The sequence below is a fragment of the Mucilaginibacter sp. P4_G9 genome, assembly GCF_056400985.1.
Genome location: NZ_JBFUKF010000152.1, coordinates 1 through 12,228 on the forward strand (window position 1 = coordinate 1; position 12,228 = coordinate 12,228).

Genomic DNA, 12,228 nt, shown 5'->3' on the forward strand with positions numbered 1-12,228 from the left:
CAATACCCGTACCCCGAGCCACATTATCCGCACCTTTACACTAAATTTTATCGTCATTTCACCGGGTAAAATATACTGCTTACCGACAAAAAACCGGCATACAACTATTACCCTCCATAGCGCTGTAACGTTTTTTAATTGAGATCGTCATATTGGTGTATTTAAAAATATAAATAAATAATCAACTGACAATCAAAATATTAATATCATGAAAACTAAMTTCATCGCCATCTTCACTGTAATAGTTTCAGTACTTGGCATCACAAATTCAACTTACGCAACAGTAGATAATAATACTAAAGCAATTGTTTTAACCGACATCAGCAACATCAACAAAATAGAAGTTTATGGCAATGTGCAGGTTTACGTTTCAACCGGCGCTGCCGACCAGGTAAAGGTTTACAACCAGTACTATGCCGAAAGCGCATTGGTTCAATCACAAAAAGGTGTTTTGAGGATCTCATCATACAAAACCGAAAAACTGGTAGTTTGGGTTACCGCACAGCAGCTTTCAGCAATCACCGCTTATGATAACGCCGAAGTAAAATCATTCGGAAACTTATCTGCCATTGAGCTTGATGTAAAATTGTACAATAACGCTTCTGCCGATCTTAAACTGGATGCCTACAGTGCCCGTGTTACTATGAATGATCGTTCAAAAGCCGACCTTAGCGGTAATGTACAGGAATATAGCCTGGTACACAACATATCATCAAGCGTGAACAGGACCTATTTAGTTACCACTAACGCTACAGAAAAATTAACAGGCGAAAAAGCTAAACTGGGCGAGTATGCAGGTATATAACATCACTCAAAAGCAATCTACCATAAAATATTAAGCAGCTACCCAAACGGGTGGCTGTTTTTGGTTTGAGGTGGATCTGTATTTAAAATGGCAACGCCAATACAGCCGGCAATCTTAATGTGCAAAATTTTCGTATATTTGCAAAACAAACGGAAATTTATAGCTATTTCCTTATAGCCACCCACTAATCAATTCTTATTGATCAGGGTTCATTTTTATCCCCGCTGATACCGTTGCTGCCCGGAAATTAAATTGATGATATCCTTTTCATGTAATTTCAGATACCGAACATTAGTTCCGTTGATCAGATTGATATAGGTGTAACCAGGGAAATACACATTGTTTAACTAAATTTTAACAAACATGGCTAAATCGCAGGCAACATTCATGAAGAAGCAACTCGAAAAAAATCGTCAAAAAAAGAAAGAAGATAAAGAACAGCGCAAACAGGAGCGTCAGCAAAATGGTGGCGGCAGCGACCTGGAAAGCATGATGGCTTACGTTAATGAATTTGGCGAAATTGTATCTACTCCCCCCGAAAAGAAAGCATAATCCGTCCCCCTTTACAATATTATGTAGTGTAACAAAATGAATGTTTACACTACATAAATCATTGTATATCTCTCCCTTAAATAAATACCCAATATACCTTTGAACCTTTTTGAATTCTGATTGTCGTACTTGAAAACACCGACAATTAAAAATTATGAAGATCAATTTATATTTGTTGCTGGACTTAGCTTTTATGGCATCCTGCGCGGCAGGCGGTAGCAATCCCGGCAGTGTCGATTCCACCAATGCTAAATCTTCACAAAAACACGCTGAACCCACCAATGCCAAAAGTGCTCCTGTGGTTAATATGCGATACTGTTTTTTCTATACCGATGGCACCCAGACCCAGGATACCACAAAGGTAAACATGCTCATAAACGGCGACAAAGTTACCGGCGAAATGAGCTGGCTGCCTAAAGACAAGGATGCAAAAAAGGGGATAATAACAGGTAACATTAATAATAACATCATTAAAGCYACCTGGACTTTTAACCAGGAGGGCATAAAGGATACCATGAAGGTTGAGTTTCGGTTAAGGGGGAACGCTCTTGCTCAAAAACCTTATAAATACGATACCAAAACCGGGCGGCAACAAACCAATAGCGCCGCCGGATTTAGTGTGCTTTACAACATGGAAAATTGTAACTGATAATTGTTTAATTTAGTTCAAAAAAAATCAGCAGAAAAATTCAATATGAAAACCAGGGACACCAGTATTTTATATCTTGTATTAGGCCTATATACCCTCATGATCAGTTGGTATTATAACCATTCGATACTTTTATTACTTATCCATTACCTCATTTGGCCGGTTTACCTTATTTATGAGCTATTGATAGGCCACCTGGCACATGGCCTGTGGAAAACTATTCCCTTATCTTATTTTAATTAATACAGCAGTTAAATAAACTGGTTATTCTCTAAAATACCTGGCCAAACAGCCGGGTATTTTTTTTAACTGCACCGATTGTGGTGATTGAAATAAGAGTCAAGACGTAAGATATGAGGGCCAGGCGTCTTGTATCTTACGTCTTGGTCTTGATTCTTGTCCTGGAATTTAAATTTTCTCTACCACAATAGCGGTACCGTAGGCCAGCACTTCGGTAATGCCTTGCATCACTTCGTTGGCATCATAACGCATATTGATGATGGCGTTTGCACCAATTGCCTGCGCGTGTTGTATTAAAAGCTGGTAAGCTTCTTCGCGGGCGTTTTCGCAAAGCTCAACATAAATTGAAAGCCTTCCACCAAAAAGCGACTGAAAGCCACCCGCAATATTACCCAATGCGCTGCGACTGCGTACGGTAATACCGCGCACAACGCCCAGGTGTTTAATTATACGATAACCATCTAAACCGGTACTGGTAGTAATAAGTGAAGTGTCCATTGTTTTATATTATTAGTGATTAGAGTGTTTGTAAGGTTAAATGTTACGATAATATTTAAGTCCCCGGGGCTGTTGTATACTTTGAATGCGGTATCCCAAGATAAGTTCGGGATGATCTGTTTTACTATTACTACCTGTATTTACAAAGATAAGAGCTTTGCACATGGGTTTTTACCTTAAATGAGGTATTGGCTTCAACCTCAAATGATTGGCCGCCGGTATAGGATTGCCAATCTTCTTCGCCGGGTAATAAAGCATCCAGCTGGCCTTCAATAACAATCATGGTTTCATGACTTGATGTGCCAAATTCATACTCGCCTTTTTCAATTACCCCAATGGTACTACGACCTTCGGCACTGGTATAGGCCAGCGATTTTACCGCTCCTTCAAAATATTCGTTTACGTTAATCATACTCATAATTTAAGCGACTAATATCCTTAAATAAAACCATTTGTTTTATAAATATCGACCACAAATTAACAAGCCTCAAATTGCCGAATGTTAAAATATGTGAAAAAGTTAACTTTGGTTGTAATTATTAATCTGCAAAGAGCGTTATTTGCATAAAATCTGCAAAGCGAATGTTTTGCATAAAATTTATATATGAGGAAAATTCAACTTATTGTTCTGTTACTTATATCGGCTACATACTTCCAAAGCTGTAAAAAAGACGTTGTTACTACCGCTTCTACTACCTCTGATAAAATCCTTGCTGCAAATATTAATGGTGTTGAATGGTACCCCGATACGGTAACCGCCCGCATCAGCTTTAATGACGCTACAAAAGTAAAAACCTTTTTTGTAACCGGTACAGCCAATTCAAAACGTGTAACCTTTAGTATGAACGTATCAAACAGTACAAATACCAATAGTTTTCCTTTAGCTACTTATAAAGTAGATGGTACCAGTAATGTAAGCATGACTTATTACACGCTGCAGAAAAATGCGGCAGGCGATTACTTATACACCCAAACAGGTACAGTTGAACCAGGTTCGGGGTCGGCTACCATAACTGCCATTGATACCGCCAAAAAAGTTATAACAGGAACTTATGCCTTTACCGCTAAAAAGGTTAATTATGATAGCGATGGTAATTATGTATCTATAGAAATTTCACAGATCTTGTTAGGCAGTTTCACTAATCTGCCTTATACGCTCGGAAATAACGATTAATAGCTTTATTCCGGATAAGACAATAACATTTTAAAATTTGAAAGCCCTTCTGTATTTATAACAGAAGGGCTTTTCTTTATATAGAAATTTTATAACCGGCAAATTATACACCAGGCCGCGTGGGTGTTGGCGTAGGGGGCGGACTCGGATTTGGCGTAGGTGTTGGTGTCGGACTTGGGTTCGGTGTAGGCGTCGGATTCGGATTTGGCACTGGTGTAGGTGTCGGACTTGGATCTGGCACAGGTGCAGGTATCGGACTCGGATTTGGTACAGGTGTTGGTGTTGGACTTGGATCTGGCACAGGTGTTGGCGTAGGCACTGGTGCAGGAGTTGGTGCTGGCGTTTTTGGTTTTTTCTTCTTTTTACCGGGTATCGTATCAGTAACCATATTTGTTTTTTTGATGCTTAGCTGGTTGTTTTTAAGTTCGCCGCCTGCTTTATGGTTAACGGCAAATACTGCCGGGCCAGCAAATGATAATGCTAAAGCTGCGGCTGTTATTATTAAATTTTTCATGGTAATTTTTCTTTAAACGGCGAGAAAATTAACTTTTAATATAATTATCGACAACCAAAATTGTTTTAATTGATTGAAAAGATTGTAGTTATGCAATTATAGATTGTTATGAAAAACATAAAAAAGGAGGCTGGGTAATTTACTTACGGGTTGGTTTTTTGCTTATCATTAGGCTATCCAAACAATTTATAGTTTAAAAGTATTATGGCTTTGTATGGCATCATCAAACAAGTCTATTTACAGTGCGCTGGTGGCAAATTTGCTTATTGCCTTAACAAAATTTATAGCGGGTTTTTTTAGCAACAGCGCCGCTATGATAGCCGAAGGCGTACACTCGGTTGTTGATACAGCCAATCAGGTGCTATTACTTTTCGGATTGAGACAAAGTCGGAAAAAACCAGATGCCACGCATCCGTTTGGATATGGTAAAGAACTTTATTTCTATTCGTTCATTGTTTCTATATTAATATTTGGCCTTGGCGGTGGTGTTTCCATTTTCCAGGGTATCTACCATATTATTCACCCGGATATACCTGGCAACCCAACGTGGAATTATGTTGTTTTGGGCATATCTGTACTATTTGAGGGCTCATCATTAGTAATAGCGGCAAAAGAGTTTAATAAATTACGGGGAGACAATACCTGGTGGCGGGCCATCACCAAAAGTAAAGACCCATCAACATTTTTAGTTTTGTTTGAAGACAGCGCCGCGGTAATAGGCTTATTTATTGTTGCAATTTGCATGTACCTGGGTCATACTTATCATATTGATTATCTCGATGGCCTGGCATCGTTGCTGGTAGGGATATTGCTCATCTGCGTATCGCTAATATTAGCCCGCGAAAGCCGCAGCCTGCTCATGGGCGAGGGCATAGGCGCCAATACTAAAAAAAGAATTACAGAGATTGTGGAACAAGATGCAGATGTATTAAAACTGATGCATATCCTGTCAACCTATCAATCTCCAAACGAAATTGTGTTGATGCTGATTATCGCCTTTAAAAAAGAGCTCGATACTGCGGGTATCAACGAGGCTATCGACCGCATCAGGAATTTAGTGAAGGATGAATATAGCCTGGTGCATTTTTTAATCATCCAGCCCGAAATTTATATGGATAAAGTAGATCCTGATGTGCAGACGTATATTTAGGCTAATAGATGTGCAATTGCGGGGCACGAAAGATAACCGACTGCGAAGAGCTGGTTAATAGCATGCGATTGCTTTGCGACTCAATGTCATGGTGGTTATCAATTGTACCAAAAGCAATCGATATTGGTTTCATTTGGATATAAACTGGCTATCCATAGCAATAATCTGCGCCTTGTACGCTGCAGGCAGCAGGGCGTTGCGTAAAAAGGTTTCTACTTTTAGCAGTTTTAAAAATTGGTAAGCCCAAACAACAGCCAGCAGCCACGGTATTTTACCTAAGCTCAGATGTTTGCGCACCAATGGCGGTACAACCAGCAACTGCGCCTGTTTTAATACCTGGTAACGTGCCGGCCCAAGGTGCTTTTTGTATTGACGATACAGATCGAGCGTGAGTTTACCGCTTACCAGGTTTTGCTGCAGGTGCTCGCTACGCATAAGCTGGTATGCGGCATAACTGGCAGGTAAACCGGTAAGCTGCATGCGCAGGCCAACGCGGTTAAAAACATCAAACGCTTCAATTTTCTCGGTTTCGGTAAGCTTGCGTTCCAGCAGTTCGTAGGAGCGGATGGAGAGATCGATGAGCAAAAACAATACATCGCGGTAAGCCCAGTCGGGTATTTGCGCCCCGCGACTGGCTTCCACTCCTTTGTGAATGGCGTTGATCCTGTCGATAGCTTGTAAAGCCACCTCCTGTTGCGAGAAAATGATCTGCCTGGAATAAGCAACCGTAGAGAATAGCCGCGCCAGCGGATCGGCAGGCAGCCGGCCGGTAAAATAAAGCCAGTCTACAGCTTTGTTTAGGGCAAACTCGGCGGCAGCTCCCGCAAAAATAAACAGGATGGTATCGGCCTTACCCCAGATCTTTCTTACTATCGAATCCTCATTTACAAAATACGTCATGTTTTAATGTTAATGATTTGCGGTACGCAACTGCTAACCGTGTTTTCTAAATAAATATGCTTTATTAAATATACGAACAAAAGTACTTTGTATTGCAAAGTAAATGAAAGTATTTTGAAATTGCAAATGGTAAGTGTTGCTGTAACCGGGGTCAGGGTAAAAAGGGAATAGGGGTGAAATTAGAAACCTTTCACAAACAAAAATTTATGCTGTCGATGCGGTTGGTCCATAAATCATATATTTAATCCATATAAAACCGAAATGCAAAAATCCGAACTTGAAAAAATGATTTCCGGCGAACTTTATGATGCCGGGGATGCTGAATTAGTTGCCGGCCGCTCAAGGGCCCGCAAACTGTTTATGCAATATAACGCCGCCGGCTATGATGATAAAGAAACCAAACGCGCTATTTTAAAGCAACTGTTGGGTGGTTTCACAAACGCTGTCGACATCCAATCGCCATTTTATTGCGATTATGGTTTTAATATTTTCGCTGGCGATAACCTGTTCCTCAATTTTAATTGCATTATACTGGATTGCGCCCGTGTAACCCTGGGCGACAATGTTTTTATGGCACCCAATGTGCAGCTTTACACCGCCTACCATCCCGTAGTAGCCGCCGAACGCATAAAAGGCCCCGAATATGCTGCGCCCATCACTATTGGCAATAATGTATGGTTGGGCGGTGGTGTAATTGTATGTCCCGGTGTTACCATTGGCCATAATACCACCATTGGAGCAGGCAGCGTTGTAACCAAAAACATCCCGGCCAATGTGGTGGCGGTTGGGAACCCGTGCCGGGTAACAAGGGAATTGTAGGGGTTGTTTGTGTGTATACATCTTCCGGACCCCTATCGGTACTTAAAAACGATTGCCATTTCTTTTATTATAAAGATGCGTGCAAACAGTAGCTTTGGGTACGTGCCGGTAATTTTTAAAACTTTCGTTCCAGGAATTTTAATTAAAGCAAATGAGTAGTCAAAGCCACATTCCTACCTTCACTATCAGCGGTATGGCCCCGCTTATCCAGGTATTTGATATGCCCGCATCTATCCGGTTTTACCGGGATATACTCGGTTTTAAAATAATAACATCATCGGGCGAGGGTGATGATGTAGACTGGGTGCTGCTTAAGCTGAATGATATTGAATTTATGCTGAATACAGCTTATGAAAAACCGGGCAGACCAGATACTCCCGACATTATACGTGTCGCCGCGCACACAGATACTTCATTTTATTTTGGCTGCCCCGATACCGACGCTTTGTATGCTCATTTGCAAAAAAAAGGCATCAATGTTAATAAACCGGTTATTACTAAATACAACTGGAAAGCGCTGGATGTTAAAGATCCCGACGGGTATCTGCTTTGTTTTCACTGGCCGGCAGGGGAGGGGTAAGTGTTATTGCAGGAGATCTTACTAAGAGGTTTTTTCTATCCGGATTCCCCAATAACCGGGTAAAAGTATGAAGATCACCCAAACCAATGGCAAAACAATTTGTGCCGGATTAATGTTTTTACTACAGTGTTATTGATGTACTTTTAGCCAAAATAGTTGTATAATTAACCTGCGAATAATTCAGGGCTTTTTGCAGCTTCATAAAGCAGATTTAGTTATACAGTATTAATGAAAAAAGTGAGTAAGGAAAGTACTTCATCGTTACAGTTTCCGGTAGTTGGCATAGGGGCCTCGGCCGGTGGATTAGATGCGGTAAAAGCCTTTTTAAAGGCCCTGCCGGCTAAATCGGGCATGGCTTATGTTTTTATCCAGCATTTAAGCCCCAGTCATGAAAGTATTTTACCCGAGATATTACAAAAAGTAACGCCTTTTCCCGTTCAGCAGATCACAGATAACATTCACCTGGAGCAAGATAATCTTTATATTATCCCCGAAAACAAAATAGTAACAGCAACAGATGGCGTACTTAAGCTGGCGCCTATAGATAATAAACRTAAAAAAGGTAATACAATTGATCTTTTCTTTTCGTCGTTAGCGGTAGTACATCAAAGTTATGCTGTAGGCATTGTGTTATCCGGCGCTTTAAATGATGGCACACTTGGCTTGCAGGTTATTAAATCATACGGTGGTTTAACGTTTGCCCAGGATGAGGGTTCGGCCGCATTTGACAGCATGCCAAACAGTGCGGTTAAAGCCGGTGTTGTTGATTTTGTTTTGCCGCCACAAAAGATCGCCGAGCGATTGATAGCCATCAATCATCCTTTTCAAACAGACTACTCCAGCCGCGAAATTGCGGATACAATACCTGAGCAGGATAACGAAACATTTAAACAAATACTTACGGTACTGCGTGTTCGGCGCGGGGTAGATTTTACTTATTATAAGCAAAGCACCTTAAAACGCCGCATTATAAGGCGAATGGCATTAAATAAAATTGAACAGCCGGCTAATTATCTTGTTTTCCTGCGCGAAAGCAAAAGCGAGCAGGATGCTTTATATAATGATATGCTCATCTCGGTTACCAATTTTTTCAGGGATACACAAAGTTTTGAAGTTTTGTGCACTGAGATATTCCCGGCACTAATTAAAAGAAAAACGGCTACTGATGCATTAAGGATCTGGGTGGCCGGATGCGCAACAGGCGAAGAAGCTTATTCAATGGCTATATGTTTGCAGGAGCAGCTTGGCGACAAAGCCGCCGCCATGAAGATACAGGTATTTGCCACGGATATTTCTGAAACTGCCATTGCAAAAGCCCGCACAGGCATTTACCGGCGAACCGAAATGGAAGGTATTTCTTCATCCCGGCTGCAACAATTTTTTGTTAAACAGGATGGCACTTACCAGGTAAGTAAAACCATCAGGGATATGTGTGTATTTGCGCATCATAACGTGCTTAAAGATCCGCCATTTTCAAAGATCGACCTGGTGAGCTGCCGCAATGTGATGATTTACCTGGAGCCCGTTTTGCAAAAAAAAGCATTGGCCACTTTTCATTATGCATTAAATGAGGATGGGTACCTGGTACTGGGGAAATCAGAAACCATTGGAACCAATACCGATATTTTTAAGGTACTCAATAGTGCCGAGAAAATATATATCAGGAAAGGGCCGGTTGGTCGGTTTATGGCAGTAAATTCACCTGGCCGCGAGCAAAATTTTAGGGAGATAGATAAAAATATTCAAAAGGAGAGCACTAATAAGGATGTTTTTAAAATAGCCGATGAAGCCATGCTTGCCAGCTTTATGCCGGCCTCTGTTTTGGTAAACGAAAAATTTGATATCATCCAGTTTAGGGGGGCTACCGAAACCTGGCTTATTCCGCCCATGGGTAAACCCAGTTTTAACCTGCTCAAAATGGCCCGGGAAGACTTATCATTTGAGTTGCGGAACATTTTGCATACAGCAAAACAAACTAACCTGCCGGCCCGCAAATTCGCTGTGTTTTTTAAAGTGAACGGCTTGCAGTATTTTGTTAATTTACATGCTATTCCGCTTAAAGATACCGTTGAACCTYATTACCTTGTTATTTTCCAAAATGCATCATCAACAGGTGTACAACATGTTCCGGATGAGGTAAATCCCGCACGTACCAGTGTAAGCTATGATGAAAGCGATTTGCGTATTGACCAACTGGAAAAAGAACTGGTACAGGCCCGTACCGATATGCGTACCATTACCGAGGAACAGGAAACAGCTAATGAAGAATTACAAAGCGCTAATGAAGAGTTGCTATCCGGAAGCGAAGAACTGCAAAGCCTGAACGAGGAGCTGGAAACCTCCAGGGAAGAACTGCAAAGCACCAATGAGGAAATCATGATTGTAAATAAGGAATTGCTGGATAGGAACGATCAGTTAAACAATGCCCGCCTGTACACAGAAGGTATTGTAAAAACCATTCGCGATCCGTTACTTATTTTAGACAGCGACCTGCGCGTAAAACGTGCTACAACTGGTTTTTACCAAAAATTTAAACTCGAAGAAAAACAAACAGAAGGTTATTACCTGTATGAGCTTGGGGAGGGGCAGTGGGATATACCCGAACTTAAAGAGTTGCTTGAAAATATACTTCCCCAAAAAAAAGAACTGGAGGATTTTGAAGTAGAACAAGTGTTCTCTGCAATAGGAAAACGTTTCATGTGCCTTAATGCCAGGCAAATTGACAATGTAAATGGCGAACAGCTTATTTTGCTTTCAATTGAAGATATTACTGATAAAAGAAAAATTGAACAGGGACTGGCTGAAGTTGAACGCTTGTTAAACGAAAGCAAAGAACGGCTAAAATTTGCGGTTGACTCGGCAGGCCTGGGTACCTGGGATTATGCCCCTCAAACAAAAGAGTTGATTTGGGATAAACGTTGCAGGGAAATATTTGGTTTATCGCCAACAGCCCGCGTTGATGTAGCTGCGTTTTTAGAAAGGATCCACCCTGATGATCTTGTTCGTGTGGAGAATAGCATAAACGAAACACTTCGTGAGCGGCATTCCGAAGAGTTTGATATTGAGTTCAGGACTATCCCTATCCATGAAAAAATTAAATGGCTTAAAGCAAAAGGCCGTGCCTATTTTGACAACCAGGGCATCTCCATTCGTTTTATTGGAACCTTACTGGATATAACAGCTCRAAAACTTATTGACGAAGCTACCATGGAATTGTTGGGTAAAAAGGATGAATTTATTAGCATAGCCAGTCATGAATTAAAAACACCCATTACCAGCCTGAAGGCTATGCTTCAAATTATTGAGCGTATAACCCAGCCAATGGGCGAGGCGAAACCCTTACATACTTTTGTGCAAAAAGCTAATAAACAGGTTGATAAACTTACCGAATTGATTAAAGATTTACTGGATGTTACCAAGATCCAATCGGGAAAACTGGAATTAAGAAAATCCGATTTTATCCTGGAGGACTTAATAGCTGAATGTATGGACGAATTACAACATAATTCGCCAACCCATCAGATTATATTAGAGGGTGACACCCGTTTGCAGATCTATGCTGATAGGAATCGTTTGGAGCAGGTTTTAATCAACCTGATCTCGAATGCTATAAAATATTCTCCAAAAAGCAATAAAGTGATCATTAAAACTGAAAAGTTGAACGAGGGGATCAAAATAGCCATTACCGATTTTGGTATTGGCATTCCAACAGATAAGATACCGTTACTTTTCGATCGCTTTTACCGGGTTGATGAAAATTCTCAAAAGTATGCGGGATTAGGATTGGGACTATTTATTTCATCCGAGATCATAAGGCGGCACGAAGGCTATATTAATGTTGAAAGCGAAGAAGGTAAAGGCTCAACATTTTGGTTTGTAATACCAGGTTGATTGGGTGTTAACTGATACCGGATTTTTAATTATTATTTATGGTGTTTGAACTTCTGCGAGCTTGTAGCTCGTAGATTGTATGATTTTTGCTTTCAGCTGAGTAAGCCGGAGACTTCCCCCCAACCCGCTCCCCGAAACCGATATCCACATCAACCCAACTTTTCCACAATGCCCTAAAACCGCAGCCAATGCATTAACTTTACCCGATTAACAAAAGGAGTAAACCGCTTGGCTAAAGATACTACCAAAGAAACCCCCTTAATGCAGCAATATAACGCCATAAAGGTGAAGTACCCCGGTGCTTTGCTGCTGTTCCGCGTGGGTGATTTTTACGAAACATTTGGCGAAGATGCCATTAAGGCCGCCGGTATACTGGGCATTGTACTTACCCGTCGTGGTAATGGCGTAGGTACGCATATTGAGCTGGCAGGCTTCCCGCATCATTCGTTGGATACC

14 protein-coding genes are annotated in these 12,228 nt (G+C 41.0%); 10 read left to right on the plus strand and 4 right to left on the minus strand.

Going from position 1 to position 12,228, the window contains the following annotated elements; all coding sequences use genetic code 11:
* Positions 1-208: 208 nt before the first annotated feature.
* From AC1DPZ_RS14215 to AC1DPZ_RS14230, 4 genes are all read left to right on the plus strand, one after another.
* A complete protein-coding gene (locus tag AC1DPZ_RS14215; protein ID WP_477404421.1) occupies positions 209-805 on the plus strand; it encodes a GIN domain-containing protein in 597 nt (198 codons plus the stop codon).
* 363 nt (positions 806-1,168) lie between these two features.
* Positions 1,169-1,357 carry a hypothetical protein gene (locus tag AC1DPZ_RS14220; RefSeq protein WP_477404423.1) on the plus strand — a complete coding sequence of 63 codons (189 nt, stop codon included), beginning with the start codon at positions 1,169-1,171 and terminating at the stop codon, positions 1,355-1,357.
* A 154-nt stretch (positions 1,358-1,511) separates the two neighbouring features.
* A complete protein-coding gene (locus tag AC1DPZ_RS14225) occupies positions 1,512-2,006 on the plus strand; it encodes a hypothetical protein (RefSeq protein WP_477404425.1) in 495 nt (164 codons plus the stop codon).
* A 45-nt stretch (positions 2,007-2,051) separates the two neighbouring features.
* Positions 2,052-2,249, plus strand: a complete 198-nt coding sequence (locus tag AC1DPZ_RS14230) for a hypothetical protein (protein WP_477404427.1) — start codon at positions 2,052-2,054, stop codon at positions 2,247-2,249.
* A 165-nt stretch (positions 2,250-2,414) separates the two neighbouring features.
* On the opposite strand, the gene AC1DPZ_RS14235 is transcribed toward AC1DPZ_RS14230, so the two are convergent.
* Both AC1DPZ_RS14235 and ppnP read right to left on the minus strand, forming a co-directional pair.
* Positions 2,415-2,744, minus strand: coding sequence for a YbjQ family protein (locus tag AC1DPZ_RS14235; protein ID WP_477404429.1), 330 nt, complete (start codon positions 2,742-2,744; stop codon positions 2,415-2,417).
* A 130-nt stretch (positions 2,745-2,874) separates the two neighbouring features.
* Positions 2,875-3,162: a pyrimidine/purine nucleoside phosphorylase gene (gene ppnP, locus AC1DPZ_RS14240; protein WP_477404431.1), complete on the minus strand. Its 288-nt coding sequence runs from the start codon at positions 3,160-3,162 to the stop codon at positions 2,875-2,877.
* A gap of 186 nt (positions 3,163-3,348) precedes the next feature.
* Here ppnP and AC1DPZ_RS14245 point away from each other — a divergent pair, with 186 nt between their 5' ends.
* On the plus strand, positions 3,349-3,918 hold the full coding sequence (locus AC1DPZ_RS14245) for a hypothetical protein (protein ID WP_477404433.1): 570 nt from the start codon (positions 3,349-3,351) through the stop codon (positions 3,916-3,918).
* Between the two features lie 103 nt (positions 3,919-4,021).
* Here AC1DPZ_RS14245 and AC1DPZ_RS14250 read toward each other — a convergent pair whose 3' ends face one another.
* Positions 4,022-4,432 (minus strand): hypothetical protein, encoded by a 411-nt coding sequence (locus tag AC1DPZ_RS14250; RefSeq protein WP_477404435.1) that lies wholly within the window; start codon positions 4,430-4,432, stop codon positions 4,022-4,024.
* Positions 4,433-4,646: 214 nt separating this feature from the next.
* Between AC1DPZ_RS14250 and AC1DPZ_RS14255 the strand changes: the two genes are divergently transcribed.
* Positions 4,647-5,582, plus strand: a complete 936-nt coding sequence (locus tag AC1DPZ_RS14255; RefSeq protein WP_477404437.1) for a cation diffusion facilitator family transporter — start codon at positions 4,647-4,649, stop codon at positions 5,580-5,582.
* A 129-nt stretch (positions 5,583-5,711) separates the two neighbouring features.
* On the opposite strand, the gene AC1DPZ_RS14260 is transcribed toward AC1DPZ_RS14255, so the two are convergent.
* Positions 5,712-6,482 carry an oxygenase MpaB family protein gene (locus AC1DPZ_RS14260; protein ID WP_477404439.1) on the minus strand — a complete coding sequence of 257 codons (771 nt, stop codon included), beginning with the start codon at positions 6,480-6,482 and terminating at the stop codon, positions 5,712-5,714.
* A gap of 261 nt (positions 6,483-6,743) precedes the next feature.
* On the opposite strand from AC1DPZ_RS14260, the gene AC1DPZ_RS14265 reads away from it, so the two are divergent.
* From AC1DPZ_RS14265 to AC1DPZ_RS14280, 4 genes are all read left to right on the plus strand, one after another.
* The gene (locus tag AC1DPZ_RS14265) at positions 6,744-7,301 is read left to right on the plus strand and encodes a sugar O-acetyltransferase (RefSeq protein WP_477404441.1); all 558 of its coding nucleotides are present in this window, start codon (positions 6,744-6,746) and stop codon (positions 7,299-7,301) included.
* A gap of 151 nt (positions 7,302-7,452) precedes the next feature.
* The gene (locus AC1DPZ_RS14270) at positions 7,453-7,881 is read left to right on the plus strand and encodes a VOC family protein (protein WP_477404443.1); all 429 of its coding nucleotides are present in this window, start codon (positions 7,453-7,455) and stop codon (positions 7,879-7,881) included.
* Between the two features lie 228 nt (positions 7,882-8,109).
* On the plus strand, positions 8,110-11,772 hold the full coding sequence (locus AC1DPZ_RS14275; protein ID WP_477404445.1) for a CheR family methyltransferase: 3,663 nt from the start codon (positions 8,110-8,112) through the stop codon (positions 11,770-11,772).
* A gap of 228 nt (positions 11,773-12,000) precedes the next feature.
* The coding region (locus tag AC1DPZ_RS14280) for a MutS N-terminal domain-containing protein (RefSeq protein WP_477404447.1) at positions 12,001-12,228 on the plus strand (228 nt) is incomplete at its 3' end.

Excerpts from the sequence above, each read along its gene's own strand:
- AC1DPZ_RS14250 (WP_477404435.1), bottom strand. The coding sequence starts at position 4,432 with ATGAAAAATTTAATAATAACAGCCGCAGCTTTAGCATTATCATTTGCT.
- ppnP (WP_477404431.1), bottom strand. The coding sequence starts at position 3,162 with ATGAGTATGATTAACGTAAACGAATATTTTGAAGGAGCGGTAAAATCG.
- AC1DPZ_RS14260 (WP_477404439.1), bottom strand. The coding sequence starts at position 6,482 with ATGACGTATTTTGTAAATGAGGATTCGATAGTAAGAAAGATCTGGGGT.
- AC1DPZ_RS14220 (WP_477404423.1), top strand. The coding sequence starts at position 1,169 with ATGGCTAAATCGCAGGCAACATTCATGAAGAAGCAACTCGAAAAAAAT.
- AC1DPZ_RS14270 (WP_477404443.1), top strand. The coding sequence starts at position 7,453 with ATGAGTAGTCAAAGCCACATTCCTACCTTCACTATCAGCGGTATGGCC.
- AC1DPZ_RS14255 (WP_477404437.1), top strand. The coding sequence starts at position 4,647 with ATGGCATCATCAAACAAGTCTATTTACAGTGCGCTGGTGGCAAATTTG.
- AC1DPZ_RS14265 (WP_477404441.1), top strand. The coding sequence starts at position 6,744 with ATGCAAAAATCCGAACTTGAAAAAATGATTTCCGGCGAACTTTATGAT.
- AC1DPZ_RS14230 (WP_477404427.1), top strand. The coding sequence starts at position 2,052 with ATGAAAACCAGGGACACCAGTATTTTATATCTTGTATTAGGCCTATAT.
- AC1DPZ_RS14235 (WP_477404429.1), bottom strand. The coding sequence starts at position 2,744 with ATGGACACTTCACTTATTACTACCAGTACCGGTTTAGATGGTTATCGT.
- AC1DPZ_RS14245 (WP_477404433.1), top strand. The coding sequence starts at position 3,349 with ATGAGGAAAATTCAACTTATTGTTCTGTTACTTATATCGGCTACATAC.